Annotated in this window: 27 protein-coding genes and 1 pseudogene; 13 read left to right on the forward strand and 15 right to left on the reverse strand. The window is 67.3% G+C overall.

The window, feature by feature from the left end:
- Positions 1-36: 36 nt before the first annotated feature.
- Positions 37-795: a polyphosphate--glucose phosphotransferase gene (ppgK, locus tag AB0C34_RS04830; protein ID WP_357067468.1), complete on the reverse strand. Its 759-nt coding sequence runs from the start codon at positions 793-795 to the stop codon at positions 37-39.
- A 199-nt stretch (positions 796-994) separates the two neighbouring features.
- Between ppgK and AB0C34_RS04835 the strand changes: the two genes are divergently transcribed.
- Positions 995-1,897, forward strand: a complete 903-nt coding sequence (locus AB0C34_RS04835) for an inositol monophosphatase family protein (protein ID WP_357067470.1) — start codon at positions 995-997, stop codon at positions 1,895-1,897.
- On the opposite strand, the gene cei is transcribed toward AB0C34_RS04835, so the two are convergent.
- On the reverse strand, positions 1,898-2,575 hold the full coding sequence (gene cei / locus AB0C34_RS04840; protein ID WP_357067472.1) for an envelope integrity protein Cei: 678 nt from the start codon (positions 2,573-2,575) through the stop codon (positions 1,898-1,900).
- 379 nt (positions 2,576-2,954) lie between these two features.
- Here cei and AB0C34_RS04845 point away from each other — a divergent pair, with 379 nt between their 5' ends.
- Positions 2,955-3,257, forward strand: a complete 303-nt coding sequence (locus AB0C34_RS04845; protein ID WP_174186817.1) for a DUF4193 domain-containing protein — start codon at positions 2,955-2,957, stop codon at positions 3,255-3,257.
- 26 nt (positions 3,258-3,283) lie between these two features.
- On the opposite strand, the gene AB0C34_RS04850 is transcribed toward AB0C34_RS04845, so the two are convergent.
- Positions 3,284-3,769, reverse strand: coding sequence for a DUF3093 domain-containing protein (locus AB0C34_RS04850; RefSeq protein ID WP_357068503.1), 486 nt, complete (start codon positions 3,767-3,769; stop codon positions 3,284-3,286).
- 79 nt (positions 3,770-3,848) lie between these two features.
- Here AB0C34_RS04850 and dut point away from each other — a divergent pair, with 79 nt between their 5' ends.
- Both dut and AB0C34_RS04860 read left to right on the forward strand, forming a co-directional pair.
- Positions 3,849-4,349 carry a dUTP diphosphatase gene (dut, locus tag AB0C34_RS04855; protein WP_357067474.1) on the forward strand — a complete coding sequence of 167 codons (501 nt, stop codon included), beginning with the start codon at positions 3,849-3,851 and terminating at the stop codon, positions 4,347-4,349.
- Positions 4,350-4,354: 5 nt separating this feature from the next.
- Complete coding sequence (locus tag AB0C34_RS04860; RefSeq protein WP_357068505.1) at positions 4,355-5,254, forward strand: DUF3710 domain-containing protein; 900 nt, start codon at positions 4,355-4,357, stop codon at positions 5,252-5,254.
- Positions 5,255-5,265: 11 nt separating this feature from the next.
- Here AB0C34_RS04860 and AB0C34_RS04865 read toward each other — a convergent pair whose 3' ends face one another.
- Positions 5,266-5,961 carry an alpha/beta hydrolase gene (locus AB0C34_RS04865; RefSeq protein WP_357067476.1) on the reverse strand — a complete coding sequence of 232 codons (696 nt, stop codon included), beginning with the start codon at positions 5,959-5,961 and terminating at the stop codon, positions 5,266-5,268.
- Positions 5,962-6,091: 130 nt separating this feature from the next.
- Between AB0C34_RS04865 and AB0C34_RS04870 the strand changes: the two genes are divergently transcribed.
- From AB0C34_RS04870 to AB0C34_RS04880, 3 genes are all read left to right on the forward strand, one after another.
- Positions 6,092-6,466: an OB-fold nucleic acid binding domain-containing protein gene (locus AB0C34_RS04870; protein ID WP_357067478.1), complete on the forward strand. Its 375-nt coding sequence runs from the start codon at positions 6,092-6,094 to the stop codon at positions 6,464-6,466.
- 3 nt (positions 6,467-6,469) lie between these two features.
- The gene (locus AB0C34_RS04875) at positions 6,470-7,165 is read left to right on the forward strand and encodes a DUF3159 domain-containing protein (RefSeq protein ID WP_357067480.1); all 696 of its coding nucleotides are present in this window, start codon (positions 6,470-6,472) and stop codon (positions 7,163-7,165) included.
- Positions 7,166-7,332: 167 nt separating this feature from the next.
- Positions 7,333-7,959, forward strand: coding sequence for a sigma-70 family RNA polymerase sigma factor (locus AB0C34_RS04880; RefSeq protein WP_357067482.1), 627 nt, complete (start codon positions 7,333-7,335; stop codon positions 7,957-7,959).
- A gap of 49 nt (positions 7,960-8,008) precedes the next feature.
- Here the strand turns inward: AB0C34_RS04880 and AB0C34_RS04885 are convergent, their stop codons facing one another.
- The gene (locus tag AB0C34_RS04885; RefSeq protein ID WP_357067484.1) at positions 8,009-8,680 is read right to left on the reverse strand and encodes a TrkA family potassium uptake protein; all 672 of its coding nucleotides are present in this window, start codon (positions 8,678-8,680) and stop codon (positions 8,009-8,011) included.
- Positions 8,681-8,682: 2 nt separating this feature from the next.
- The gene (locus AB0C34_RS04890) at positions 8,683-9,348 is read right to left on the reverse strand and encodes a TrkA family potassium uptake protein (RefSeq protein ID WP_357067486.1); all 666 of its coding nucleotides are present in this window, start codon (positions 9,346-9,348) and stop codon (positions 8,683-8,685) included.
- A gap of 161 nt (positions 9,349-9,509) precedes the next feature.
- Here AB0C34_RS04890 and AB0C34_RS04895 point away from each other — a divergent pair, with 161 nt between their 5' ends.
- On the forward strand, positions 9,510-11,501 hold the full coding sequence (locus AB0C34_RS04895; protein WP_357067488.1) for an APC family permease: 1,992 nt from the start codon (positions 9,510-9,512) through the stop codon (positions 11,499-11,501).
- A gap of 19 nt (positions 11,502-11,520) precedes the next feature.
- Complete coding sequence (locus AB0C34_RS04900) at positions 11,521-13,029, forward strand: TRAM domain-containing protein (RefSeq protein ID WP_357067490.1); 1,509 nt, start codon at positions 11,521-11,523, stop codon at positions 13,027-13,029.
- A gap of 4 nt (positions 13,030-13,033) precedes the next feature.
- Here the strand turns inward: AB0C34_RS04900 and AB0C34_RS04905 are convergent, their stop codons facing one another.
- Together AB0C34_RS04905 and AB0C34_RS04910 are read right to left on the reverse strand one after the other, a co-directional pair.
- Positions 13,034-13,837, reverse strand: coding sequence for an enoyl-CoA hydratase (locus AB0C34_RS04905; protein ID WP_357067492.1), 804 nt, complete (start codon positions 13,835-13,837; stop codon positions 13,034-13,036).
- A 268-nt stretch (positions 13,838-14,105) separates the two neighbouring features.
- A complete protein-coding gene (locus AB0C34_RS04910; protein ID WP_357067494.1) occupies positions 14,106-14,780 on the reverse strand; it encodes an SIMPL domain-containing protein in 675 nt (224 codons plus the stop codon).
- A 409-nt stretch (positions 14,781-15,189) separates the two neighbouring features.
- Here AB0C34_RS04910 and dxs point away from each other — a divergent pair, with 409 nt between their 5' ends.
- Positions 15,190-17,088: a 1-deoxy-D-xylulose-5-phosphate synthase gene (dxs, locus tag AB0C34_RS04915; RefSeq protein WP_357067496.1), complete on the forward strand. Its 1,899-nt coding sequence runs from the start codon at positions 15,190-15,192 to the stop codon at positions 17,086-17,088.
- Positions 17,089-17,231: 143 nt separating this feature from the next.
- On the opposite strand, the gene AB0C34_RS04920 is transcribed toward dxs, so the two are convergent.
- From AB0C34_RS04920 to AB0C34_RS04935, 4 genes are all read right to left on the reverse strand, one after another.
- On the reverse strand, positions 17,232-17,705 hold the full coding sequence (locus tag AB0C34_RS04920; RefSeq protein WP_357067498.1) for a hypothetical protein: 474 nt from the start codon (positions 17,703-17,705) through the stop codon (positions 17,232-17,234).
- A complete protein-coding gene (locus AB0C34_RS04925; protein WP_357067499.1) occupies positions 17,702-18,541 on the reverse strand; it encodes a hypothetical protein in 840 nt (279 codons plus the stop codon). The genes AB0C34_RS04920 and AB0C34_RS04925 overlap by 4 nt, the downstream gene beginning before the upstream one ends.
- Before the next feature lie 437 nt (positions 18,542-18,978).
- Positions 18,979-20,235: a ribonuclease D gene (locus tag AB0C34_RS04930; protein ID WP_357067501.1), complete on the reverse strand. Its 1,257-nt coding sequence runs from the start codon at positions 20,233-20,235 to the stop codon at positions 18,979-18,981.
- Between the two features lie 136 nt (positions 20,236-20,371).
- Positions 20,372-21,010: a DUF3000 domain-containing protein gene (locus tag AB0C34_RS04935; RefSeq protein ID WP_357067503.1), complete on the reverse strand. Its 639-nt coding sequence runs from the start codon at positions 21,008-21,010 to the stop codon at positions 20,372-20,374.
- 206 nt (positions 21,011-21,216) lie between these two features.
- Between AB0C34_RS04935 and hemE the strand changes: the two genes are divergently transcribed.
- The 3 genes from hemE to hemQ all read left to right on the forward strand — a co-directional run bounded on the left by hemE (position 21,217) and on the right by hemQ (position 24,471).
- Positions 21,217-22,281 (forward strand): uroporphyrinogen decarboxylase, encoded by a 1,065-nt coding sequence (hemE, locus tag AB0C34_RS04940; RefSeq protein ID WP_357068507.1) that lies wholly within the window; start codon positions 21,217-21,219, stop codon positions 22,279-22,281.
- Positions 22,282-22,365: 84 nt separating this feature from the next.
- The gene (locus tag AB0C34_RS04945; protein ID WP_357067505.1) at positions 22,366-23,727 is read left to right on the forward strand and encodes a protoporphyrinogen oxidase; all 1,362 of its coding nucleotides are present in this window, start codon (positions 22,366-22,368) and stop codon (positions 23,725-23,727) included.
- Between the two features lie 48 nt (positions 23,728-23,775).
- Complete coding sequence (gene hemQ / locus AB0C34_RS04950; RefSeq protein WP_357067507.1) at positions 23,776-24,471, forward strand: hydrogen peroxide-dependent heme synthase; 696 nt, start codon at positions 23,776-23,778, stop codon at positions 24,469-24,471.
- A gap of 115 nt (positions 24,472-24,586) precedes the next feature.
- Here hemQ and msrB read toward each other — a convergent pair whose 3' ends face one another.
- The 3 genes and pseudogenes from msrB to AB0C34_RS04965 form a co-directional block, all read right to left on the reverse strand.
- Complete coding sequence (gene msrB / locus AB0C34_RS04955) at positions 24,587-25,033, reverse strand: peptide-methionine (R)-S-oxide reductase MsrB (protein ID WP_357067509.1); 447 nt, start codon at positions 25,031-25,033, stop codon at positions 24,587-24,589.
- Positions 25,030-26,367: a glycosyltransferase family 87 protein gene (locus AB0C34_RS04960; RefSeq protein WP_357067511.1), complete on the reverse strand. Its 1,338-nt coding sequence runs from the start codon at positions 26,365-26,367 to the stop codon at positions 25,030-25,032. The genes msrB and AB0C34_RS04960 overlap by 4 nt, the downstream gene beginning before the upstream one ends.
- Before the next feature lie 84 nt (positions 26,368-26,451).
- Positions 26,452-26,625: pseudogene (locus tag AB0C34_RS04965) on the reverse strand (alpha/beta hydrolase); the annotation flags it as partial.
- Between the last annotated feature and the right edge of the window lie 108 nt (positions 26,626-26,733).

The following is a 26,733-nucleotide window of genomic DNA, read 5'->3' on the forward strand; positions in this document are numbered from 1 at the left end:
TGCCGGGAACGGCATCCACCGCCTCGCCCGCGCGCCTCAAGGGGTGATGCCCCCGTTGATGGCCATAGCAGCACCGACAATGCCCGCGGCGTTCTTCAGGTGGGCGGGAAGGACGGTAGTTCGATTGGTGAGCAAAGGGATCCATTGGTCGGCGTCCCTGCTGATACCGCCTCCCGCGACGATCACGTTCGGCCAGAAGAGGTTCTCCAGTTCGATCAGCACCGTGCTCACCTCGGCGGCCCACTGCTCGTAGGACATGCCCTCGCGTTCCTTGATCGAGGCCGCGGCGCGGTGCTCGCACTTCATGCCATCGATCTCGACGTGACCGAGCTCGGTGTTGGGTACCAGCGTGCCGTGGTAGAGCAGCGCGGAACCGATACCGGTGCCGAAGGTCAGCATCATCACGAGACCGGCGAAAGCCTTTGCCGCGCCATAACGGTCTTCGGCCAGGCCTGCCGCGTCCGCGTCGTTGAGTACCGTGACATCGCGACCCCCGAGGGCGGCCGAGAACATCGCTCTGGCGTCGGTGCCGATCCACGAGTTGTCGATATTGGCCGCGGTGCGCGCCAAGCCGCTCAGCACCACAGCCGGCAACGTGATTCCGACCGGACCATGCCACTTGGCGGTGGCGACCAGCTCGGCCACGGCCCCGGCCACGGCATTGGGTGTCGAGGGCTGCGGCGTCGCGATCTTGATCCGCTTATGGACCAGGTCGCCGGTAGCCAAGTCCACAACGGCGCCCTTGACGCCGCTGCCACCGATATCGATACCGAATGCGTGCCCCCGAGCGGACATGACGTCAGACCTCATTTCCTGTGCTTGGCCGGTGGAAAGACAGCGTCTCGCGCAGGACCCCACGGCGCCGCTGGGGCGTTGTGAACGGGGTAGCCGACGACGGCGCTGTGTCGTGCACAACAAGCCTAATAGGAGATCGTGCTGTGCGGTTCGGAGGATGTGTGATGCGATGGACGGCGTGCCGGAAACCTCATCGCCAGTGTCCGACTCCACCTCCGACTCCCTCTTCTCGATCGTCGCGCGCGGCGACGAAGCGGATCTGCGCCGCGTCGCGGTCGATCTCGCCGAGACCGCCGCTGCTCATGTCCGCGCCCGCCGTCCCGAGGTGTTCGGGCCCGCGGGCACGCACGCCGACGGCGCCGTACAGGCCAAGAGCCACGCAACCGACCCGGTGACCATCGTGGACACCGAGACCGAAGAGCTCATTCGAAGACTGCTCGCCGAGCAGCGACCCGGCGACCCGATCGTCGGCGAGGAGGGTGGTGGCAGCCTCGACGACACGGCCGCGGATACCGTCCACTGGGTGGTGGATCCGATCGACGGCACCGTCAACTTCCTCTACGGCATCCCCGGCTACGCCGTCTCGGTGGCCGCGCTTCGTGGCGGGCGTCCGGTGGCCGGCGCTGTGGTGGACGTGGAGCGGGCGGCGACCTACAGCGCCGGGCTTGGGCTCGGCGCGTTGCGCGTCGGCGCCGACGGCGTGGTAGAGCACTTGCGGTGCACACCGGTCGACACGGTCTCGATGTCGTTGGTCGCTACCGGATTCGCCTACGGCAGGCAGCGCAGAACCAGGCAGGCCGAGTTGGTCGCGCAGGTGCTACCGCACGTCCGCGACATCCGCCGATTCGGCGCTGGCGCGTTGGACCTCTGCCACGTCGCTGCGGGCCGGGTGGACGCGTATTACGAGCACGGCCTCAACGTCTGGGACTGGGGTGCGGGCGCGCTGATCGCCGCGGAAGCGGGCGCGCAGTTGATTCTCCCACCCGCGACGGCGCCGGGCATCGACGGCGACCTGGTGGTTGCCGCCGCGCCCGGAATCGCCGACGAATTCATGACACTGCTGCGCCGGGTGGGCGCTACCGAGCCGATTCCCGATCGGTGATCAGCAGCGGGCTTGCCGCGCTGCGTTGAGCAGCTCGATATCGATCGAGGTCGAGTCGCCCGGCGCCGGGTTCTTGAGTGACCGCAGCACCTCTTCGGCGTCGTTGCTCGGCCGGATGTCCCGGAACAGTGATCCGAGCACCAGATCGACCGTGTCGTCGGCGCGCTGATCCTCGATCAGTTCGGCGCACGGCGCGACCAACTGAACCGCGGAGGCGGCCGGTCCGCCGCTCGCGCCGAAGCGAATCTGGCCGGTGCATTCCAGGTCGCCGTTGACGTATACCGAATCGTTGCCGTATTGCATTCCCGGTGCGCTGCCGAAACCGAGGTCGCCGAGCTGAGCGGCGACGTGGGTGGCCTGGCCGCGCTGGTTGTTCGCGTTGAGCACGCGCACTTTGCTGGCGGCGAGCGGTGCGGGTTCCACGTCCTGCAGTCGGCCCGCGCCGACTCGCTGACCGAGTGGAACCGGTGGCGACGCACCGGGATCGATGGCCGGGCTCGGGGCATTGCAGGCCATCGCGGTGGTGTTTGTATCGTGGGTGGTCAGGGCCTTGATCCAGACGATCCCGCAGACCAACGCGAGAACGCCGAGCAGAATGAGCCAGGGCTGGGGGCGGCGCCGAAGGAAGGGGCGACCTCGGGTATCTGTCGCGCTGCCTTCGGTGATCAGTGAAACCACGAGCACACTCTACGAAAATGTGTCCGGTCCGCGCGCACGCCAGGTCTCGGCGAGTTCCACGGTTGGTGTCGATTGCCCCTCAGTTTCGACTCGGCTGTGTTTTCATTGCGACTTTTCCTTCATAGTCCGCTATTGTCTGGCGGCCCAGATCGAATCATCAGCGGCGGAATCGGTGGTCGGTCGCGGGAACAAGAAGGGCATGTCCTGCGTTTACCGAGCGCTATCCGGAGTGGATCCGCCCGATCCGCCCTGATAGGTGACCGGTGTGCGTGTGACGTGCACCACCGGCGGGGCGGTACCGGTCGCGTCGATTCCGCCAGGAATCGAGTGTGAGTGGACCGGCTCGGGATATACGGAGTTAGGACGAGGGGAAGACGACATGGCAACCGACTATGACGCACCGAGGCGCACCGAAACCGACGATGTGTCGGAAGATTCGCTGGAGGAGCTGAAGGCTCGTCGTAACGAGGCACAGTCCGCCGTCGTGGACATCGACGAATCCGATACCGCGGAGTCGTTCGAGCTTCCCGGCGCAGACTTGTCCGAGGAAGTGCTGACGGTTCGGGTGATCCCGAAGCAGGCCGACGAGTTCACTTGTTCCAGCTGTTTCCTGGTGCACCACCGGAGCAGGCTGGCCAGCGATAAAGGCGGTCAGATGATTTGCATGGATTGCGCCGCCTGATCTCTGGCGAGATCGATAACCAAATGTCAGCCCGCGCTCGGTAGACCGAGCGCGGCAAGGACCTGTTCGGGCCGCCGCGTACTGATCAGCCAGTACGGCGTCGGGTCGTCCGGGTCGTCGAGTACGAGCAGAACCATCGGCCCCACCCAGGGGCGATGTTGTACATAGGCAGCGGGGTCGAGTTGGCGACCGAGTGCCGCGCTCTTTGCGGTAGCGCCCACTGCGGCCGCGCGGGCCACGAAATTCGCCGGCAGGTGTGCGCGGTCGGCCCGCAACTCGGGTGTGCCGGTAGCGTCCGGCACCACCTCGACCTGGTGGCGGCTCAGCCAAACGAGTACCCAGACCGGGACCGGGAACAGCACCACATAAGGCAGCCATGCGCGCAACCCGGGCGCGCCCATATGAATCTCGGCGGCGAGCAATCCGGTGATGGCAAACGCCACCGGCCACCACCACAGCGGCACCCACAGGCGCTCATGGTAGGGACGTGTGGGCTGGTGTTTCTCGTCCATCGTCAAGGGGTTGGGCCGGTCCGACACGAGTCAACACTAAGTCACGAAGGCAAACAGCCTGCGCGTAGGCTCGTCCATCGTGAGCGCACCTTCACCCATACCCTTGCTGCGGCTGGATCCCGGCATTCCGATACCCACGCGCGCCCATGACGGCGACGCGGGTGTAGACCTGTGCACCACAGAAGACGTCATCCTGGAGCCGGGGGAACGGGTGCTGGTCGGCACCGGTATCGCCGTCGCGCTGCCCGTCGGCACGGTCGGCCTGATCCATCCCCGTTCGGGGCTCGCGGCCAAGACCGGGCTGTCCGTGGTGAACACCCCCGGCACCGTCGACGCCGGGTATCGAGGCGAGATCAGGGTGTGCCTGATCAACCATGACCCGCGCACACCGATCGAGCTACGTCGCGGCGACCGTATCGCGCAACTCCTAGTGCAGCGCGTGGAGCTGGTGGATTTCGTGGAGGTCGACTCGCTCGACGAAACGACACGGGGTACGGGTGGTCACGGTTCCAGCGGTGGTCACGCGACCCTGACCGTACGGACAGGTGGGGCGGGCCGGGCGACCGGCGAGGAGGCATGACGGGAATGTTCGGAAAGAGAAAGAAGTCGTCGGACCGCTACGCCGACGAGGCGAACGACTACGAGGACGCCGACTACGAGGACGCCGAATACGAGTCCGAGTACGCCGACGAGTCCGAGTACGCCGATGAGTACCCCTACGGTGACGATGCCCCGACCGACGAACGCTCGTACGCGGGAGTGGACTTCGACGCCGACACGCCGTCCGGGCAGCCCGGCCCCTACGACTACGACGATGTCGCGGAGCTACTGGAGGCGGTGTCGGAGCAGCGGCTCGACCTGGGATCAGTGCTGCTTCCGGTCCCGCCCGGTGGACAGTTGCAGGTCGAGATGACGCCGGAAGGTCAGCCGCAGGCGGTGCACCTGGCCACCGAGCACGGTCGGATCACGGTCGCGGCCTACGCGGCGCCCAAAACGTCGGGCCAATGGCGATTGGTGGCAGCGGATCTTGCCGACTCGCTGCGCAAAGACGGCGCCAAGGTTGCGGTGGAGAACGGGCCGTGGGGCCGCGAGTTGCTGGCTATCACCGAGGGGGCCGACCTGCGTTTCATCGGCGTCGACGGTTACCGCTGGATGGTGCGGTTGGTCGCTGCGGGCCCGTCCGGTGCGGCGAACGACGGTAGCCCGCTGGTGAGGGCGGCGCGAGCGATCATGAGCGAGACCGTGGTCCGGCGCGGCGAAGATCCGCTGCCGGTGCGCGAGCCGCTGCCGGTGGTGCTGCCACAGCAGTTGTCCGACCAGTTGGCCGCGGCCCATCAGCAGCAGGTCGAGGCTCAGCAGCAGGCGATGGCCGTGCAGGCGGCCGCCACGCGCACCGGGCCACCGCCCGTACTGCCCCCGCGCCTGCCGGAAGGCCCGCGGCGTGGCGCGGACGGCTCGGCGATGCAGCAACTCGGGCTGAACTGACCGGTCCGAACTCAACACATGGCGCCGATTCCCCGGTGACCCAGGATCGCGGGATCGGCGCCGAGCTCGTCCAGGGTGATCCGGTGCAGCCGCGCGTGCGGCGCGAGTGCGACCCACTCCTCGGCGACTGCCACCGGATGCACCGGGTCGTCGACGGCGGCGATCACCGCGATCGGCAGCGGGAAGGCGGCCAGCCGTTGCGCGTCCGGCCACTTGTAGTCGGCGGCCTCCTCCAGTGCCTCGGGCAGGTGTGGCCACTGTGCCCGCCACGACTGGGCGAGCGCCTCGGCCAGCCAACGGGGGCTATCTGCCCGCATCCGCTCGGTCACCGCGGCAAGACCATCGGTCCGCAGTTGCCGCGCGGTGGCCCTTGCGCTGAGTGCCGCGGGACAGCCTGCGGTGTCCGACCCGGTCCACGCGGGAAGAGCCGCCACGACCCCGATGACGCGGTCCGGATGTTCGGCCGCCCACTCCAGCGCGATCGCAGCGCCGAGTGAGATCCCGGCCGCCAGCACCGGCCCCGAGCGCGCCGCCGCGGCCAGGGCGGCCCGGCAACTCGCGACCACCGCGCGCGGATCAGGTTCCACCGCAACCAGGTCTAGACCGTGCGCGGCGCTGGCCGGGCCGAAGGCGCGTCTGGCGAAATCGGCGTCGGACCCGCTACCGGGCAGCGCTACGACGCTGGTGGGTTGTGCCGAGGCGAACATCGGACCGAGCGTAGCGGGGGTGGCGCGGCCCATCTACAGTGGCGGTGTACGGCCCAGCCGGTCGTGAAGTTCGAAACCCCACGATGGTGTGCGACCCACGCCATGTGCTCTATGCAGGAGAGCGTGCACAATGTCCGCAGCGTCAGGTTACTTTCGACGTCTGGGCCGCAAACTGACCGAAGACATCGACCAGTTGGATGCCGAAGAGCTGGCCGAGACCTCGGAGGCGTCAGGAGCTTGTCGGGCGTCGGAGTGTCGGCGCGGTGAAGAAGCCACCATGCTCGGTAGGCTCCGCAGTGTCGAAGCGTGTCCCAAGTCCGCAGGCGCCAGCGTGCAGGCCGAGTTCTTCGACGGCACCGACGCCATCACCCTGGTGTGGATCGGGCGCAGACGCATTCCTGGTATCGAGCCGGGGCGGCGCATCCTGGTGCGCGGCCGGGTCGGCGACCGCGATGGTCGCAAAGTGATCTACAACCCCTACTACGAATTGCGCGGGAACAGCTGACGTATGCCATCGAGCAACGACAACACAGGCTCCACCGATCGCGCCGGCCTCGACGAGCACGCCGGCCATGACGAGGAACATGCCGAGCAGACCCTCCTCGAACAACTAGGCGGCTTCAGCGGCCTGATCTACTCGACGCTCCCGGTTGTCGTCTTCGTCCCCGTGAACAGTTTCACCGGGCTGACCGCGGCGATTTGGGCGGCGCTCGGCGTGGCCGCGGCTGTTCTGGTCTGGCGCTTGGTGCGACGTAATCCCATCCAGCCCGCCATCTCCGGGTTCCTCGGAGTGGGTGTCTGCGCGCTCATCGCCTACCGAATGGGTGAGGCCAAAGGCTTCTTCCTGTTCGGCATCTACACCAGTCTCGTCTATGCCGGTGTGTTCCTTGTCTCGATCCTGGTGCGCCGGCCCTTGGTCGGCGTGATCTGGGGGGTGTTGAACGGCCACGGCACCGACTGGCGTTTCGACCGGCGATTGGTGCGCCTCTACGACCTGGCCACCGCCACCTGGATCATCGTGTTCGGTGCCCGCTATCTTGTGCAGTCGCAGCTCTACGACACCGACCGGACCGGCTGGCTGGCCTTTGCGCGGATCGCCATGGGCTGGCCGCTGACCGCGGTGGCGCTCGCCGTCACCATCTGGGCAGTCCGCCGCGCGGGCCATCTGCCCGCCAAAACGGTGACCGCGACCGGATCTGCCTGAGGGCGTCGAGCTTCCGCCGTCGGCCAGTGAAATTCACCAGGGTGGGGTGAGTCCCACCGCCGAGGTGGTTGGTTATCCACCCTGGGGTATCTGGTTGCTGCCCCGAGTTCGTCAGACGATCAATGCGTACCAAGAACGCGCACTGATCGGCAAGGGAGGACTCGGACGTGGCTACCGAGCACAACATCGCGACACTGCCCGAGAAGCACAGCCCGGCTTTGTCGGAGAGCCGCCGGGTATCGGCCGAACTCGACAAACTGATCGGCTCTGCTGTCACGGGTGACCGCCAGGCGGTCACCGAGATCGTCCGGCTCGTGCACCCATTGGTTCGCCGCTACTGCACGGCGCGTCTGGGCAATACCGCGCACCTGCAGGTCACTGCCGACGATGTCGTCCAGGAAGTCCTGCTGGCCACCGTCAACGCGATCCCGCGCTACCGCGACCAGGGCAAGTCGTTTCTGGCCTTCGTCTACGGCATCGCGGCCAACAAGGTTGCCGACGCGTTCCGTCGCTCCCAGCAGCACCCCAGCTATCCGATGGCCGACATTCCGGACGTCGCGTGCTCCGCCGCGGGACCAGAGGAGTGGGCGCTGGCCTCCGAACGGCGAACGGCCACACGGGAACTCATGAAGGTGCTGGCGCCCGCACACCGTGACGTGCTCGTCATGCGGATCGTGCTCGGTTGGTCGGCGGCCCAGACCGCGGAGGCCATCGGCACCAGCCCAGGCGTGGTTCGGGTCATGCAGCACCGCGCGCTGAACAAGCTGCGCGCCGAACTGAAGTTGGCCGCGTAATCCTCGACTGCCGCGCCGGGGGCCGAACAACATCGGCCGCATCGGAAGGTTACGGCCGGAAGCCGTGGTTGGCGAGCTCCACCCGGAGGTCTTCCTCGGCCTCCACCGAGGTCACGAACAGCAGTTCGTCGTCGCCCTCGAACGGATCGTCGGGCTGCGGCACGATCACCCGCCCGCCGCGCAGGATCGTCACCAGGGCGGCATCCCGCGGCAGGGTGAGCGCGCGCACCGGCTTGCCGGCCAGGGCGGTATCCGCCGGCAACGTCATCTCCACCAGGTTCGCCTGGCCTTGTCGTAGCGTCATCAGACGCACCAGATCGCCGACGGACACCGCCTCCTCGACCAGCGAAGCGAGCAGCCGCGGCGTGGACACCGCGACGTCGACGCCCCAGGACGAGTCGAAAAGCCATTCGTTGCGTGGATCGTTCACCCGCGCCACCACCCGGCGCACTCCGAACTCGGTTTTCGCGAGCAGGCTGTGCACCACGTTCGCCTTGTCGTCACCGGTGGCCGCGATGACCACCTCGTAGGTCTCCAGGTCGGCGTCTTCGAGTAGCGCGAGCTCGCACGCGTCCGCGTGCACCCAGACAGCATCCGGGATCGCGGCGGGGTCGATATGCTCCCGCTGACGCTCCAGCAGCATGACCCGGTGCCCGCCGCGCAAGAGCTCCTTGGCGATCGATCGGCCGACGGCGCCTGCTCCGGCGATAGCCACTTTCATGTTCAGTCCTCGCTTGCTGGGGGCTTCGCCGCCACGGCGACGGCCTCGCTGACGGTGCCGGACGTGGCGGCAACGTAGACGATGTCGTCGGCCTGGACGATGGTCTTGCTATCGGGCAGCAGTCCCTGACCGAATCGGATGATGAACGCCACCCTGGCCGCGACCGTCTGCTCCAGGTCGCGCACGGTGCGTCCGTACCATTCCTCGTGCAGCGTCAGCTGCGTTACCGCAACCGTTCCGGTCGGATCGCGCCAGGTGGTGGTGCTTGGGTCGCCGATGAGCGCCCGCAGGAAACGGTCGGTGGTCCAGGGCACCGTCGCGATGGTGGGGATGCCGAGGCGCTCGTAAACCGCGGCGCGCTTGGCGTCGTAGATCCGGGCGACTACGCGCTGCACGCCGAACATTTCCCTGGCCACTCGCGCGGAGATGATGTTGGAGTTGTCACCGGAGGACACCGCCGCGAACGCGTCTGCCCGCTCGATTCCCGCGCTGATCAGCACATCTCGATCGAAACCGACTCCGGTCACCCGCTCACCGGGGAAGTCGGCTCCCAGGCGGAGGAAGGAGCTGGGGTCCCGGTCGATCACGGTGACTTCGTGACCTACCCGGACCAGGGCGTGAGCCAGCGATGAGCCGACTCGCCCGCAACCCATGATCACTACGTACACCGTGCAACCTCGTTCCTGGAACCATGGTGTTCGGTCTGCTTTTCTGTTCGGTCGAACGGTACCCGTCGAATGATTCCACCGGCCACGTTCCCCTTCCCGTCCCCGGGCAAACCTGCGAGCCAGCTGCGCGAGGCATCGTCCGGGGGCCTATGCTCGCTCCAGTGTCCAAATTGACGACGGCAGCGAAACGAGTGCTGCTGGGTAGGCCTTTCCGCAGTGACTCGCTGGGCCACACCCTGCTGCCGAAGCGAATCGCGCTTCCGGTATTCGCCTCCGACGCCATGTCCTCGGTTGCGTACGCACCCGAAGAGATCTTCCTGGTGCTGTCCGCGGCGGGCATCTCGGCCTATCTGTACGCCCCCTGGGTCGGACTCGCGGTCTCCTTCGTCATGGCGGTGGTGGTGGCCAGCTACCGGCAGAATGTGCACGCCTACCCGTCCGGCGGTGGCGACTACGAGGTCGCCACGACAAATCTCGGTCCGAACGCGGGTTTGACCGTCGGTAGCGCGCTCCTGGTCGACTACGTACTCACCGTCGCGGTGTCGATCTCCTCGGCTGCCTCCAATATCGGTTCGGCCATTCCTTTCGTCGCGACGCACAAGGTCCTGTTCGCGGTCGTGGCGATCGCCGCGCTCACCGCGATAAACCTGCGCGGTGTCCGCGAATCGGGCAAGGCGTTCGCCGTTCCCACCTACGCGTTCATCATCGGCATGGCCGTCATGCTTGTCTGGGGGTTGCTGCGGATCTACGTGCTCGGTGACGAATTGCAGGCCGAGTCGGCCGGTTTCGGTTTGAAGGCCGAGGACGAGCACCTGTACGGCTTGGCGTTCGCTTTCCTCATCGCGCGGTCGTTCTCCTCCGGCTGTGCCGCGCTGACCGGTGTGGAGGCGATCAGCAACGGTGTGCCCGCGTTCCGCAAGCCCAAGTCACGTAATGCCGCCACCACGCTGCTGATGCTGGGGTCCATCGCGATCGCCTTGCTGATGGGCATCATCATCCTGGCTCAGAAGATCGGAATCGTCTACGCGCACAACGCCTCCGATCTGATCGGCGCACCCCCCGATTACCATCAGAAGACGCTGGTCGCGCAGCTCGCCGAAACCGTGTTCGGCGGTTTCCCGATCGGATTCTTCTTCATCACCATCGTGACCGCACTCATCCTGGTACTCGCCGCCAATACCGCGTTCAACGGGTTCCCGGTGCTCGGCTCGATCCTGGCCCAGGACCGCTACCTGCCGCGTCAACTGCACACCAGGGGCGATCGGCTGGCATTCAGCAACGGCATCCTGTTCCTCGCCGGCGCGGCCATCGCCTTCGTGGTGCTCTTCGGCGCCGAGGTGAGCAAGCTGATCCAGCTGTACATCGTCGGGGTGTTCGTGTCGTTCGTCCTCAGCCAGACCGGGATGTTGCGGCACTGGACCCGTCTGCTGCGCAACGAGGCCGATCCGGCGCAGCGGGCGCGGATGAAGCGGTCTCGGGTGATCAACGCGGTGGGGCTCAGTGCGACCGGCGCGGTACTGATCATCGTGTTGATCACCAAATTCTTCGCGGGTGCCTACATCGCTATCTGCACCATGGTCGCGATTTTCGTCGTGATGAAACTCATTCGCCGGCACTACGATTCGGTTGCCCGTGAGCTGGACGAGCACGATTGGGACGGAGTGCTGCCCAGCCGCTCGCACTCCATCGTGCTGGTGTCGCGGCTGCATCTGCCCACCCGCCGCGCGCTGGGATACGCCCGTGCCAGCCGCCCCGACACGCTCGAGGCGGTGACGGTGAACGTCGACGAGGCCGACACCAGGGCGCTGGTGCGTGAATGGGAGCAGAGCGATATCACGGTGCCGCTCAAGGTGATCGAGTCGCCGTATCGGGAGATCACAAAGCCGGTGCTGGACTATGTGAAGCGGGTGCGCAAGGACGCCCCACGCGACGTGGTGACCGTATTCATCCCTGAGTATGTGGTCGGGCACTGGTGGGAGCAGGTGCTGCACAATCAGAGCGCCCTGCGGCTGAAAGGCCGGCTGCTGTTCGAGCCCGGCGTCATGGTGACCAGCGTGCCGTGGCAGCTGAGTTCGTCCACGCACGCGAAGGCGCCCGGCGTGGTGAACGCACCGGGTGCGGTGCGGCGCGGATACGGCGGGGAGCGGCCATGATGTCCTCGGGTTGTCCGCAATGAGTGACTGGCGGGGGAACACGTTCGAGGCGCGACTCGGACCGCCGGGACACGGCGGTTTCTGTGTCGCACGACATGAGGGACGTGTGGTGTTCGTCCGGCACGGGCTGCCGGGTGAGTTGGTGCGCGCGCGGGTTACCGAGGATCGAGGTGGCTCGTTTTGCCGCGCCGACGCGGTCGAGGTGCTCGACGCGTCGCCCGATCGCGTGCCCGCCACCTGCCCGGTATCCGGCCCGGGCGGTGCGGGATGCTGCGATTTCTCCTTCGCGACACCGACGGCGCAGCGTGCGCTGAAGGCCGCGGTGGTCGCTGAGCAGTTGCGGCGGCTGGCCGGGATCGACCGCGAGGTGATCGTTGAGCCGATCGCCGGAACCGACGACGCGATCGGTGGGTGGCGCACGCGCGTGCGGCTTGCGGTCGACGCTCAGGGTCGGGCCGGTGTGCACCGGTACCGCAGCAGCGAGGTGATCGCGGATCTGCGCTGTCCGCAACCGGTTCCAGGGGCACTGGACGGTGTCGCGGATCGTCTGTGGACCCCGGATGCCGACCTGGTGATCGCGGTGGACGGCGACGGGATCCGGCACATCGTCGAGCTGGCGCCCGCCGCGGCGGCCGAGTACGGCGGACGTGGCGGCGATCGCCGTGGCGCGGGCGGGCGGCGATCGGATTCCGGCGACGGGGAAGTCCGAGGGCGCAACCCGCGCGGGGGTCACGACCGTCACAGTGGTAGCCGCGGTGGGCCTGGTGACGGACGAGCCGGCGACGGCCCGCCGCGCGACGAGCGCGAGGGTGGACGTCGTGGATCCGGCGGGCGCGGTGGCGCTCGGCGCAGGGGTGACCGCGCGGCAGCGGATTCCCCGCGGCACGACGAGCGTCGCGCCGCGGCCGCGCGGCGTGCCGCCACCCTGGCCGAACGCGACGAGTGGGTGTTCGAGGGCAGCGGTCGAGCGGTGGAATACGTGGCCGGCCGTCGGTGGGAGATCGCCGTGACAGGTTTCTGGCAGGCGCATCGCGATGCGGCGCAATGCTATTCGGATCTGGTATCCGATTGGTCCGGGCTGACGCTTGGTGGCAGCGCATGGGATCTCTATAGTGGCGCAGGCGTTTTCGCCGCACGGATGGCCGAACAGGTCGGTCGGAGCGGGTCGGTGGTCGCGGTGGAAACCGCCCGGTCCGCCGTCGCGGACGGTATTGCCGCGCTGCGCGATCTGCCGTGGGTGGAGCATCGTGCACAGCGGGTGGAGCGCTGGGCGGTCGAGCATGTCGACGCGGCGGCGGCGGATGTCGCGGTGCTCGACCCGCCGCGCGCGGGCGCGGGCAAGGAGGTGGTGGGCGCGGTCACCGCGAGTGGGCCGACGCGGATCATCCACGTCGGTTGCGACCCGGCGGCCTTCGCTCGTGATCTCGGTCTGTACCAGGCGGCGGGCTATCGGCTCGCGGATCTACGCGCGTTCGACGCGTTCCCGGCGACCCATCACGTCGAATGCCTCGCGTTACTGGAGCGCTGAGCGCTCAGTCCTCGTAGACAGGCGGACGGCGATCGCGGCGGGCGCGGACGGCCTCATCGAAATTGCCGGTGGTGAGGCGGACGTAGAGCTGGGCCGTGCCCTCGTGTTGCATGTGCGATTCGAAGCTGCCCGCCTCCATACCGCTCCACAGCATGCGCTTGGTGAGTTCGGTGCCTACCCGGCTGAAGCCGATGATCCGCTCGGCGAGCTCGTAGCAGGCGTCCAAGAGCTTCGTCGCGGGGACGGTACGGGATACCAGGCCGATGCGTTCGGCTTCGGAGGCATCGATGTCGCGGCCGGACAGCATGATCTCGAACGCGCGGGACGCCCCGATGGCGCGCGGCAGCAGGTAGCTGATACCGAGTTCGGCGGAGGTGAGACCGTTGTTGATGCCCGCGGCGCGGAAGTACGCGTCCTCGGCGGCGATCCGGATGTCGGCACCTACGGCCAGGCAGAAGCCGCCGCCGATGGCCGCGCCATTGATCGCGGCGATGACCGGCTGGTGCATCCGCCGCAGCGTGATCATCACGTCGTTGAGCAGATCCATCGAGCGCCGCGCGACGCTGCTGACGGTCAGACCGTCCGCGTTCGGCACTGTCCCGGCGCTCCGCAGGTCGGCTCCCGAGCAGAACCCGTGCCCCGCGCCGGTCAGCACGACGACGCGCACGTTGTTGTCGGCGCTGACCTCCTCCAGCGCCTCGCGCAGCGGAATCATCACATCGAACGCCATCGCGTTCATCCGTTCGGGCCGATTGAGCGTCACCAGGGCGACTTGTGGCCGGGGTGTGTCGATGAGTACGAACGACATACGACCTCCCGATCGGTGGACGACCTCAATATAGGCACGCTGCTCGGCGCAGTGGCTGATTCCGGCGCCGGGGGTTGCGACCGCTGGAGGGCGTTGGATGTTGCGGGCACGAAATTCCGATGCCCGACGGGCGATTGTGTTACCCCGCGGGCGCCGCGGATCGGTGGCGTGCAAGCGCCAGCGTTGCTCGGTCGGCCCGAACCACCGAAGTTTTCGCTGTCTGCCGGACGTGACGGTTGTCCGCTCCGGATTCCCAGCCCCGGACAGGTCAATCCAGTTGCCAGGTAACGCAGATGCTCGCGGAGATCTCGCTGTCGCCCAATTCGACCGGGATGGCGGCAGCGCGATAGGCCTCCATCGGTGCGGACGTGGGTCGCGCACGGGGGACGGGGGGTGCGGCGGCGGTGTTCTCGGTGATCACGAGAACCTTGCCGAGTACCCGTCGCGCGCGGTCCGCGTACTGCTGGGCCTTGGCGAAGGCGTTGTGCCATGCGGCGTCGCGGGCTCGGATCAGCAGGGATTCCTGATCGGCGAAAGTGAGTGTGAGGCCGCCGAGGCGAACGTCGTCGCCGCCTGCGTCCACGCAATTCGCGATGATGGTCGCCGGGCCGGGGTCGGCGTCCTCGCCGATGTCATCGAGGGCGATGGTCAATGCGGTGCCGGCCAGGTATCCGGTGATGCGGTTGCCCTGTCCTTCGGTCCACACCGTCTCGGTGTGGACGGACAGTCCGCTGGTGGCGATAGCTGCGCCCGCGACACCGTCGGAACGCAGCGACCGCGCCACCGCGGCCACGCGCTCACCGGCCTCGCGATAGGCGAGCGCGACCGTGCTCGCCCGCGATTCGATGGAGATCGTCACCCGCATCAGATCTGGGGTGGCGTTGACGGTGCCGTGCCCGAAGGTGGTGACCGTGCCCGCGCGCGAGTCGGACTTCTTGCTCACAGTGTTCTCCTAGCGAATCGGTGCCACTCGGACCGCTCAACGGGCGGAGTCACACAATCGTCCCCGCCGTGTGTGTCTCGGCAATCAGCCCCCGCCGATCACATCCGCACGCGAATTACTCGCCGTGCCGCGGTCGCGTGCCGCGGGGTCTGTCTGGGCCTCGATTTCCGGTGGTGCGCGGTTCGAGGAGCGGCAGTGCCCGCCCACCGGGCTACTACGCTGGGATCGATTGTCGTCGCCCCCACTTGCTAGGGCCAAGCCGTCCTGGCACTCTATGCCGAGTACCGTATGTCGAGGCTCACATTTCGGCGCGATGTCGGCTGGTGTGATCGCTCTCGTGCGGGAGCACCAGCTGCCGCTCCGTAGACTGATCTCGATCAGATGAGCTATCCGGAGGGAGCGAGTTCAGGTGGGAGTGCTTTCCCGGGTCGACACGCCCGAAGATCTACGTCGGCTGACCATGCCGCAGTTGCGCGAGCTGGCGGAGGAGATCCGTGAGTTCCTGGTCCACAAAGTCGCCGCGACCGGGGGACACCTCGGCCCCAATCTCGGTGTCGTCGAACTGACCATCGCCCTGCATCGGATCTTCGAATCGCCCGGCGACCCGTTGATCTTCGACACCGGACATCAGGCCTACGTACACAAGATCCTGACCGGTCGCAAAGACCAGTTCGATTCACTGCGCAAGCAAGGTGGTCTGTCCGGCTACCCCAGCCGGGACGAAAGCGCCCACGACTGGGTGGAGTCGTCGCACGCGTCGGCGGCGCTGTCCTACGCGGACGGCCTGGCCAAGGCGTTCGCGCTGCAGGGGCAGGATCGGCATGTGGTCGCCGTGGTCGGCGACGGCGCACTGACCGGCGGTATGTGCTGGGAGGCTCTGAACAACATCGCGGGTGCCCCGGACCGCTCGGTGGTCATCGTGGTCAACGACAACGGTCGCTCGTATGCGCCCACCATCGGCGGTTTGGCCGATCGGCTGACCGCGCTGCGCACGCAGCCGGCCTACGAGCACGCGCTGGATACGGGCAAACGCATTCTGAAGAGCATTCCCGGGGTGGGTGAGTCGGCGTACTCGATGATGCACGCGGTGAAAGCCGGGATCAAGGACGCGGTCAGCCCGCAGGAGCTGTTCAGTGACCTGGGGCTCAAGTACGTCGGACCGGTGGACGGCCACGACATCGCCGCCCTGGAGGCGGCGCTGCGCCGTGCCAAGGACTTCGGCGGGCCGGTCGTGGTGCACGCGGTGACGCAGAAGGGCCGGGGCTATGCCCCCGCCGAGAACCACGTCGCCGATCAGATGCACGCGTGCGACCCGATCGACCCGCTGACCGGCGTTCCGGTGGGCGGGCCGAAAGCGCTTGGTTGGACCTCGGTGTTCTCCACCGAACTGATCGCGCACGCCGAGCGTCGCGCGGACATTGTCGCCATCACCGCCGCGATGCCGGGGCCCACCGGGCTCGCGGCATTTGGCGAACGATTCCCGGACCGGATGTTCGACGTCGGCATCGCCGAACAGCACGCCATGGCCTCCGCGGCGGGTCTCGCGCTGGGCGGGATGCACCCGGTGGTCGCGATCTACTCGACGTTCCTCAACCGCGCCTTCGACCAGTTGTTGATGGACGTGGCGCTGTTGAAGCAGCCGGTAACCGTGGTGCTGGATCGCGCGGGAGTCACCGGCACCGACGGAGCCAGCCACAACGGGATGTGGGATCTGTCGGTGCTCGGAATCGTTCCCGGCATCCGGGTGGCCGCGCCGCGCGATGCCGCGACGCTGCGTGAGGAGTTGGCCGAGGCGCTGGCCGTGCAGGACGGACCCACCGCGCTGCGGTTCCCGAAGGGCAGTGTCGCCGAGGACATCTCGGCTGTCGAACGCCTAGACGGGGTGGACGTACTCCGGGTGGCCGAGCCGGACGCGGGTTCGGTACAGGCGGTGCACGGCGACGTACTGCTCGTCGCGGTGGGCTCCTTCGCGCCGGTGGCGCTGGCGGCGGCGAATCTGCTGGAGGACGAGGGGGTTTCGGTCACTGTGGTCGACCCGCGCTGGGTCCTGCCAGTGTCGGACACTTTGGTGAAGCTTGCCGAGAACTACCATCTCGTGGTCACGGTGGAGGACGGCGGCCTGCACGGTGGAATCGGGTCCACGGTATCCGCCCGCCTGCGCGACTCCGGGCTGGATGTCCCGACCCGCGATCTCGGTGTGCCGCAGCAGTTCTTGGACCACGCTTCGCGTGGTGAAGTACACGGAGAACTCGGGTTGACCGCGCCCGACATCGCCCGCCGGATCAGCGGGTGGTTGGCTGCCCGCTGAGGCGGCCCACCTATCACCGTGCGCAGGTCCGCCACCACGCCGCCGCCCTGCTTCTGCAGGTCGGGGCACGTCACAGTAACAGCGAGGAACGCGCCGACGCAGGTCGCTTGCAGGGTGTTCGGGTGTGACCGGGGCGGATCTCGTCACGAGGGTGCCGGTACCGGCGTGTGTGGCCCCGTTGTCGAATCGGCCTCGTTGATCGCGATCATGCGGAGGATGCGCGAGCGAGCAGTGAACTGGAGTACCAAGGTCCTGTTGCCACGGGTTTCGCGAAACGAGATCGTTCCTTCCGGTGGGATGTGTGGGTTGATATCCGCACGCTCGGGGGAAAGGTCGAACCGGTCGGTCAGATCTGCCTGAGTGAGTCGGACAGCGGGGGTGAGTACGAGCACACTGTCGGGTCCGGCGGGTGGGGTGCGGGGCAGGCGCAACGAAATCGCCGAGAAGGGACTGTCCTGCGGTTTCCCTTGGAATTCGCGGATATAGGGATTGCTGCTGTCGACTTCGCGCAACTCTGCTGAGCAGGCTGCGCCGATATTCTCGGCGGTGAAATCGTGCGAGATCGACAGCACTGTGTCGATTGCCCGGTGCATGGTGTCGAGCTGCGATGAACTCACGATGACTTCGGTCCGTTTCCGTATCTCTCGTCGAAGATGCCACGGTAGAACTCCCTGAAGTAGCGTCCATAGGTTTCGCCTATGCCGCTCATGTGCTCGTTCTCATAGGTTTTCCCGATCGCCGCTCTCGCCTCGCTTCGAGTCAGATCTCCACCCGCATACTTGTCGTAGATAACTTCGTGTTGCTGCCAGTGTGCGCCGCTGACCTGGACGCGTGGACCGCCGTTTTCAGCGATTTCGCGCAGCCCCTGGGCCTCGACCAGGGAAGCCTCGCCTTCGTCGTCGAAATGTTGCCGCGCGTTCTTCTCGACCCACTCCGCGCGTGGCTCACCGTGGTACGGAATCTCCGGTGGAAGCTTGTACTGCGCATGGCCCAGTTCGTGTGCGAGCAACTGTACCGTCGTCATCGGGCTTTCCTGATGGTTCTCGTCGATGATGATCGTCTTGATATCTCGATCAGCGTATGTGCCCATATCCTTCTCGCCGTAGCACGCTAGCCACCCCTTGTGTTCGAGTTCGCGGAACTTCGCGGAGAGCGTCGGCGATTTCGCGAACAACTCGGCGACCTCTCGGCCGAATTCTGCAACGATTTGCGGGGTGTGCTGGACTCTCGGGTGACCGATTAACTCGCTGGCCCGGCCGGGCCGGCTCGATATCTGGTCCGATAGGTTGATTAGACGCCCGCCCTTTCGATCTGCCTCGGGCAGCGTTTCCGCGGCTGACGCCACGTTTCGTCCGGCTCCGCGGTACTCACGCGAAAGCGCGTCGGCGGCCCGCGTGACGTCAGTCTTGATGGTCGTGACCAGGCGACGGAGCGAAGCGGCGACCCAGCTCAATCCGGCCGGTCTCCATGCTCGAAACCGCCGGGCTGTGAGTGTCGATTCTGTTCGTATTCGTTTTTCACGATCGACGCTCCCACCTCGATTGCGGAGCGTGGACAGGTCACGTTCCGTGGGTGTCGAAATCGCCGCTGTTGGGCGATCTAACTGAATAGCTAAACAATAGCGGATATATGTCCACGTCGATAGATTGCGAATTGTTACACCGCATCATGCGAAAAGTGGGATTCAGCGTGAATTGCCGTATGAATTCTGAGTGTGAAGTCGAAATGCCGCAACGAAAATTAAACGGGTGCATCGGAATTCATACACGGGCTCGAGCCGCACCGCTGTCTGGACACCGCGGTGAGTGCACCTCATCCGGCGCTGTCCAGGTGCTGAGCACCACTCCCGTCCCGATCCTGGGATCCGGGGGTCGCGCGGCGCGCGCCGAGTCAGCCGGCGGGCAGCAACGCTTCGGTCAGTACGGGCACTGTGAGTGCCCGCTGCCAGGGCCTGGCGCCGCCTGCCGTCAGGAAGCCGTCTATCGCCGCCGACAACTCGGCGGGCGGTTCGGGCACCCGGCTGTAGTCGGGGAGTCCGTCCCAGCACAGGCGGCGGACCAGATCCGGCGAGAGCAGGTTCTCCACCGGAATCGCGTGCTGGGTCGACAGCTCACCCATCACGGCCCGGGCCTTGGTCAGACGGGCCGCTGCGGCAGGGTCGCGCCGTTCCCAGCGGTTGACCGGAGGTGGACCGTCGAACGGCTGGGTCAGCGGGGGGAGTTCGCTGTCCGGCATAGTGCGGCCACGCTCGACCGCACCCAGCCATTCTCGGGAGTATCGGCGCTGGCGCGGCCCACCGAACACCGGTAGTGCGCGCAGCTGCGCGATCGACTTCGGTTCCGCGGTCGCCGCGGCGATGATCGCGGCATCCGGGAGGATCCGCGCGGGCGCCACATCACGTGCCCGGGCCAGCGCGTCGCGGGCTGTCCACAGCTCGCGGACCACCGCGAGCTGCCTGGTCCGGCGCAGCGTGTGGATGCCGGAAGTGCGTCGCCAGCGCTCGGCCTTCGGAGCGGGCGGCTCCAGGGTCCGGATGTGCTCGAACTCCTGTGCCGCCCATTCGGATTTGCGCTGTGCCGCCAAGTCGGCGGCGACCATATCGCGCAGTTCGAGTAGCAATTCGACATCGAGTGCGGCGTAGTTCAGCCATTCGTCCGGCAGCGGCCGGGTGGACCAGTCGGCCGCACCGTGGCCCTTGCGCAGCGCCTGACCGAGCAGGCGCTCCACCATCGCGGCGAGTCCGACGCGTTCGAAACCGGCCAGCCGCCCGCCCAATTCGGTGTCGAACAGACTCGCCGGGTGCAAGCCGAGTTCGGCCAACCCGGGCAGGTCCTGGTCGGCCGAGTGCAGCACCCACTCCAGCTCGTTGATCACACCGGCCAGCGGAGCAAGGTCATCGCTGACCGGGATCGGATCGATGAGGAACGTACCCGCGCCGGCTCGGCGCAATTGGATGAGGTACGCACGCGCCGAATAACGAAATCCAGAGGCGCGTTCGGCGTCCACAGCCAGCGGGCCGGTGCCCGCGGCCAGGAGGGTGGCGGCGGCGGCGATCTCAGCGGCGGTGTCCAGTACCGGTGGCACGCCCTCCGCAGGCGCGAGCAGAGGTGTCGCGGCCGAAGGTTCGGATTCGTCTGGTACGGACATGGTGTTGAACTTTACGTGCCGTCGCGTGGACGCCGCCGTCCTACCGCCATCAGTGTGTCGAGCCATCGACGTCGCTGGCTCGAGTTGACCGGCGCCGCCCGACTCGGCGCAGGTCATACCGCGCGGGGCGCCGCGCTCATCCTTGGTCGCCGGACAGGCCGGGACGCATCTGCAGTGGGGTGATCCCGGCGGGCGGGAGTCCGGCCGCATAGGCGAGCACCTCGCAGAAGGCCTCCACGTGCGGGCGCATGTCGGTGGTCGTCGCGGTCCAAGAGGCGCGCAATTCCAGTTGGTGCGCACGTGGCGGACCGGCGATATCGCCGTAGCGCACCGAGCTGGTCGAGGTCACGGTACCGCCGAGCGCGGTGAACGGCTCGGTTCGCGACTCCAGCGCGTCCACCAGCCAGCTCCATGCCACCTCGGGCAGGAGTGGATCGGTGGCCAGCGAGGCATCGATGTCGGCCTGGATGTAGGCGACCAGTCGTAAGGTGCCGTGCCACGTATCGTCGCCGTCGGGATCGTGTAAAAGGATCAGCCTGCCGAACGCGTCGCCCTCGGAATCCGCCGGTACCACACCGGTTTCCGGATGTTTGACCTCGGCGCCGATGGCGTAGGAATAAGGCGCGAGCCTTTGCGGCGGCCGGATGGGCGCGAGCTCGATCCGGGGGTGCACGGTAGCGGTGCCCATCGCATCGACCGCGGCGCGAAACTGAGCTGGCTCGCCATGGGGTCCCTCGGTCGGTGCGGCGCCGTCGCGGAAGTCGAGCGGTGTCACGGAAGGTGACGGTAGACCTTGTGCACCCAGTCCAGTCGGAGGCGCGCCGCTGTACTCGATTCGGCGTCCATGGGCCCGTGTGTGGTTACGCATGCTGCCGTCCCTGGGTTTGTCGCTCCCGCTGTGCTCGGTGGCGTTCGCGCGCCCAGTTGTGGTTGCGCATGCTGCCGCCTCCGGGTCGGTCGGTCCTGCCGAGCCCGCATACGATAGCGGTGATGAGCACTCATACCCGCCGCCGGTTGACCGATGCCCCGTTCCTGGCCGCTGCCACCGGCGCGACGCCGAGCAGACGGCCGGTGTGGTTCATGCGCCAGGCCGGACGTTCGCTGCCCGAGTACCGCGAAGTGCGCGCGGGCATCGGGATGCTCGAATCCTGCTTCGATCCCGAGTTGGTGTGCGAGATCACCATGCAGCCGGTCCGCAGGCACCAGGTCGACGCGGCGATCCTGTTCTCCGACATCGTCGTTCCGCTCAAGGCGGCGGGCATCGACCTGGATATCGTGCCCGGTGTCGGGCCGGTGGTCGCGTCGCCGGTGCGGGCCGTCGAGGACGTGCGCGTACTGCCTCGGCTGCGGCCCGAGGAGGTCGGCGCGGTCACCGAGGGCGTGCGTCTGGTGGTCGACGAACTGGGGGAGACGCCGCTGATCGGGTTTGCCGGCGCGCCGTTCACGCTGGCCTCCTACCTGGTCGAGGGCGGGCCGAGTAAGAATCACGAACGCACCAAGGCGATGATGCACGCGGACCCGCGGACCTGGCACGCGCTACTCGGCGCGCTCACCGACGTCACCATCGCGTTTCTGCAGGCCCAACTGTCCGCCGGCGTCGACGCGGTACAGCTGTTCGACTCGTGGGCGGGCGCGCTCTCGCTGGCCGACTACCGCACTTTCGTGCTGCCACACTCCGAGCGGGTGTTCGCCGAGATCGCTGACGCGGGCGTGCCGCGCATCCACTTCGGCGTCGGAACCGGCGAGCTGCTCGGCGTCATGGGGGAGGCCGGCGCCGACGTGGTCGGCGTCGACTGGCGGGTGCCGCTGACCGATGCCGTCCGCCGTATCGGGCCCGGAAAAGCGTTGCAGGGCAACCTCGATCCCGCGGTGCTGTTCGCCGGGGCGACGGCGATCGAGGCGGAGGCCCGCCGTATCGCGCGCGAGGCGGACGAGGCGATCACGCTGGGCGCTGCCGGGCACATTTTCAATTTGGGCCACGGAGTCCTGCCGGATACCGATCCCGGAGTGCTGACCGCGCTGGTGGAACTCGTCCACGCACTGTGAAATGCGGGCGGTGTGTCCTGGTCTTGTCGGTCAGGGGGCGCCGGTGCTGTGTGCGACGGGCGCCACGCACGATACGGTCGAGGTATGCGTATCGCGGTGATCGGCGGTGGGATCAGTGGGCTGGTGGCCGCGTTTCGGCTGCGAATGCTCCTCGGGTCGGACGCCGACCTGCTTGTGCTGGACCGAGCTGACCGGGTCGGAGGAATCCTCTACACCGGCGAATTGGCGGGCGAACCGTTGGATCTCGGGGCGGAGGCGTTCGTCGGACGGCGCCCCGAGATGCCGGCACTGCTGCGGGCGCTCGATCTCGAATCGCAGCTGGTGACGCCTGCGGGGCTGCGCCCGCTGCTGTGGTCGACCGGTGTCGGGCATCCACTGCCCGAGGGCACGCTGATGGGCATTCCGGCGAACGCCGAGTCGATGCGCGGACTCGTCGACGCCGCGACAGTGCGGCGGATCGCCGCCGAGCCCGACCGGCCGCTGGCCTGGGAACCCGGCTCGGACACCGATGTCTACAGCCTGGTCGCCGAGCGATTCGGCGCGCAGGTTACCGCGCGCAGCGTGGATCCGTTGCTCGGTGGCGTATACGCGGGCAGTTCGCGCTCCATCGGCGTCCGCGCCGCGCTTCCTACGCTGGCCACTGCCTTGGACAACGGTGCGCCCAGCCTCACCGCCGCCGTTGGCGCCGCGCTGCCGCCGCCGTCGACCGCACCGGTCTTCGGCGGAATCCGTGACGGTTACCGGGCGCTGCTCGACAAGCTCGTCGCGCGCGCTGCCGCACGATTCGTGACCGCGACACCCGGTACCCGGTTGGCCAGGGGCCCGCGCGGCTGGGTAGCCGACCCGATCGGCGCGGTGGACGCCGTGCTGCTCGCCACTCCCGCGCCGGTGACCGCGCGGTTGCTCGGCGCCGTTGCACCGGTCGCTGCGGCTGCGCTGGCGGGCGTCGAACTGTCCTCGTCGGTGGTGGTCGCTCTCGCGCTGCCGCGCGACACCGCGTTGCCGCGGAACTCGGGAATCCTGGTCGCCACGGGAGAACCCTTGCGCGCCAAGGCTTTCACTCTCTCCAGCCGCAAGTGGCCGCATCTTGCGCAACGCGAAACCGCGCTCGTCCGAGTCTCTTTCGGCAAGTTCGGCGACGACACGGCGCTGGCGTGGCCCGACGCCGACCTCATTACCGCCGCTACCGAAGATCTGGCCACCGTCACGGGCGTCGCGATCGAACCCACCTCGGCGGTAGTCCAGCGCTGGCCCGGCGGCCTCGCCCAGTACGCACCCGGACACACCGCCCGCATCGCGGCGATCGAAGCCGAGATCGCATCGCTGGACGGCCTCGCCATCGCGGGTGCGTATCTGCACGGCGTCGGCGTGCCCGCGTGCATCGCCTCCGGTACCGCCGCCGCGCAACGGATCGCGGCGAGCGTCGGGGCGGAGGTTCCCGGATAATCCACGCCCGCGGCCCCAGTTGGCGCGGCCGAGTGGCACGATAGGGCCATGGCGCGACTCGACTATCAAAGTCTGAACTCCACGATTCGGTACCTGATGTTCTCGGTCTTCCAGGTGCGGCCCGGAGTGCTGGGTGAGGATCGGGAGGCCACGATCAAGGAGGCTCGCGAGTTCTTCGACGGCCTCGCCTACCGCGATGTCGTGGTACGCGGCATCTATGACGTGGCGGGCATGCGCTCCGACTCCGACTACATGATCTGGTCGCACGCCGAACACATCGAAGACCTGCAGGCCGCTTACGCGGACTTTCGTCGCACCACCGAGTTGGGCCGGGCCAGTGCGCCGGCGTGGAGCAACGTGGCGCTGCACCGGCCCGCCGAGTTCAACAAGAGCCATATCCCGGCGTTTCTTGCCGGTGAGGATCCGGGGAATTACATCTGCGTCTACCCGTTCGTCCGGTCCTATGAGTGGTACCTGCTGCCCGACGACGAGCGCCGCAAGATGTTGGCCGACCACGGCAAGGCCGCGCGCGCCTATCCGGATGTGCGGGCCAACACGGTCAGCTCGTTCGCGCTCGGCGACTACGAGTGGATCCTCGCGTTCGAGGCGCCGGAACTGCACCGGATCGTCGATTTGATGCGCGACCTGCGGGCCACCGAGGCGCGGCTGCACGTGCGTGAGGAAGTCCCGTTCTTCACCGGCCCGCGGGTCGAGATCGAGAAATTGATCGCGGCGCTGCCCTGACTCGATCAGGCCGGTGCTTTACAGCCCGTAGACCGCCGAACATCATTCCGATCCCCGAGTTTTCGGGGCATGCGCGTGGTGCGGCGAATCCGTACTCTTCGGCGAGAGTGCCAGGCTATGACTCCGCTGCGCTGCCCGAGGGGTGCAGCCGCAGGGCGATGGAGTTGATGCAGTAGCGCTTGTCGGTGGGCGTGTTGTACCCTTCGCCCTCGAACACGTGGCCGAGGTGGCTGTGGCAGTTCGCGCACAGCACTTCGACCCGACGCATACCGAGCGCGTCGTCCGACCGCAGAATCACCGCGTCCGATTCCGCCGGATCGAAGAATGACGGCCAGCCGCAGTGCGAGTCGAACTTCTCGGTGCTGCGGAACAACTCGGCGCCGCAGGCCCGGCAGGTATAGACACCCTCGGTCTTGGTATCGGTGTACTCACCGGTGAAAGGGCGCTCGGTGGCAGCGTCGCGTAGCACCGCGTACTCGTCCGCGTTCAGCTTCGACCGCCATTCCTGCGGCGTGAGCTGGATGCGCGGTACAGGCAGGGATGTGTCGGCTTCGAAACTCATCCCTCCACGCTAATACGCTTCTGCTGTTCTGACGCCGATCCATTACGCGACCGGACCGAATCTGCCGCCACCGTGTCGCGCGGTTCCGCCGACGCGGACGCCGGGTCGCGCGAATCGGGCGCGGAGCGCATCCACGCGGGATCGATCTCGAACGGCAACCGGCCGTCGCGTCGCGCGGCGAGGTAGCGGTCACCCAGCACGCAGAACACGACGAGCAGCAGTAGGCCCCAGCCGAAGGTGATCCGCAGGTACTCCAGGTTGCGGCCGACGTGCTGCCAGCGGTCCGACAGCCACTTGTCGTAACTCATGAACCCGAAGATCGCCAGCCAGGCAGGCCAGTTGCGGAGCACCGAATTGCGCAGCACCACCGTCATCAGGAACGGGAACAGCATCATCGAGTAGTACATCTGCCCGAGTGAGCTGAGCAGGAACGAGGCGGTGAGCAGCACGCCCGAGGCAGTGCAGACGAAGAACACCTCGTCGTCGCGGTAGTAGCGGTACAGCAGCCACAGCGTGAGCATGACGAGCACGCCCATCACCAGCCGCATGCCCCAGGTCAGCCATGGCGGCAGACCGTAGTACTCGCCGTTGCCGACGATCGCGCTATTGAAATAGTCGCGGGACTCGAAGATGTACGGGGCGGTGCGGGTGAGGAACTTCTCCGGGTCCTTCGACAGCGGCCAGGCGATGGCGGTCAGCGCGATCGGTACCCCGAGCGCGGTGATGAAGACTTTCCATTGCCCGCGGACGAGCGCGATCAAGAGCAAGGGCGCCAGGGTGGGCTTCACCGCGATACTCAATCCGAGCGCGGCGCCCGCCCAGAGATCCCGCCGTTTCAGCAGCAGGTGGATGAAGATCAATTCCGCGAGCAGCACGCACCCGTTGACATTGGTGAAGACCAGCGTGTTGATCACCGTCTCGGACATGAACATCGCCAGCAGCAGCGCCGGCGCGGCGACCGAGTTCGCCGTGTACCGGAACAGTCGCAGCAACAGATACCACGCGATCAGGATGGCGATCGCGTTCAGTGCGATGAACAGCCAACGTGACTTCTCGTAGTCGATGGCCGCGATCGGCGCGATGAGCAGGGTACCGCTGGGCGGATACAGGTAGTGCGGGTCGACCGAATCGAAGTTCGCGGTGTAGACCGGACGTCCGTTCAGGAAATCGAGGGACGCTTGATAGACCGGCCGGTAGTCGTCGGTGATGAAACCATTGACAGCCTTGATGAACACCCGGTTCAGCACGGTCATGACCGCGAGGGGCCACAGTGCGAACTTGATCACCTCAGCGGTGGTGCGAGCGGTCCGGGGCTCGAGCTGTCGAAGGAACACTGGGGAACGGTACACCGGATCCGATTCCGGTGGTTGCCGGGACCCTGTCCGACGCGCCGCCGTCGCGGCCGCGCTACCCGTGATTCAGGCGGGGCAGGCGGTCCCGTCGGCGGGCAGCTTGCCATCTTTCAGATAATTCGACAGCGCCTGCTGCGCACAGCCGGAGTGGGTCGAGACCGGATGACCCCAACCCTGCCAGGTGAGCGTCGCATGCCGGGCGCCCGCCGCGCCGAGCGCGCCGGTCACCGATGCCTGGCCGCCGGGGCCCCCCCCCCCGGGGGGGGCCGCGCCTGGGGCCCCCCCCCCCCCCCACGACTCGCTGCCGACGGGTTCGCGATCGTCGTCAACTTTGCGGGCAACACCGCC

Origin of the sequence: Nocardia sp. NPDC049220 (assembly GCF_040647855.1) — a bacterium.
Classification (GTDB): domain Bacteria; phylum Actinomycetota; class Actinomycetes; order Mycobacteriales; family Mycobacteriaceae; genus Nocardia.

Excerpts from the sequence above, each read along its gene's own strand:
- hemQ (WP_357067507.1), top strand. The coding sequence starts at position 23,776 with ATGGCGCGACTCGACTATCAAAGTCTGAACTCCACGATTCGGTACCTG.
- AB0C34_RS04885 (WP_357067484.1), bottom strand. The coding sequence starts at position 8,680 with ATGAAAGTGGCTATCGCCGGAGCAGGCGCCGTCGGCCGATCGATCGCC.
- AB0C34_RS04870 (WP_357067478.1), top strand. The coding sequence starts at position 6,092 with ATGTCCGCAGCGTCAGGTTACTTTCGACGTCTGGGCCGCAAACTGACC.
- AB0C34_RS04845 (WP_174186817.1), top strand. The coding sequence starts at position 2,955 with ATGGCAACCGACTATGACGCACCGAGGCGCACCGAAACCGACGATGTG.
- AB0C34_RS04900 (WP_357067490.1), top strand. The coding sequence starts at position 11,521 with ATGAGTGACTGGCGGGGGAACACGTTCGAGGCGCGACTCGGACCGCCG.
- AB0C34_RS04850 (WP_357068503.1), bottom strand. The coding sequence starts at position 3,769 with ATGGACGAGAAACACCAGCCCACACGTCCCTACCATGAGCGCCTGTGG.
- ppgK (WP_357067468.1), bottom strand. The coding sequence starts at position 795 with ATGTCCGCTCGGGGGCACGCATTCGGTATCGATATCGGTGGCAGCGGC.
- AB0C34_RS04945 (WP_357067505.1), top strand. The coding sequence starts at position 22,366 with ATGCGTATCGCGGTGATCGGCGGTGGGATCAGTGGGCTGGTGGCCGCG.
- AB0C34_RS04865 (WP_357067476.1), bottom strand. The coding sequence starts at position 5,961 with ATGTTCGCCTCGGCACAACCCACCAGCGTCGTAGCGCTGCCCGGTAGC.
- AB0C34_RS04905 (WP_357067492.1), bottom strand. The coding sequence starts at position 13,837 with ATGTCGTTCGTACTCATCGACACACCCCGGCCACAAGTCGCCCTGGTG.
- AB0C34_RS04875 (WP_357067480.1), top strand. The coding sequence starts at position 6,470 with ATGCCATCGAGCAACGACAACACAGGCTCCACCGATCGCGCCGGCCTC.
- AB0C34_RS04860 (WP_357068505.1), top strand. The coding sequence starts at position 4,355 with ATGTTCGGAAAGAGAAAGAAGTCGTCGGACCGCTACGCCGACGAGGCG.
- msrB (WP_357067509.1), bottom strand. The coding sequence starts at position 25,033 with ATGAGTTTCGAAGCCGACACATCCCTGCCTGTACCGCGCATCCAGCTC.
- AB0C34_RS04930 (WP_357067501.1), bottom strand. The coding sequence starts at position 20,235 with ATGTCCGTACCAGACGAATCCGAACCTTCGGCCGCGACACCTCTGCTC.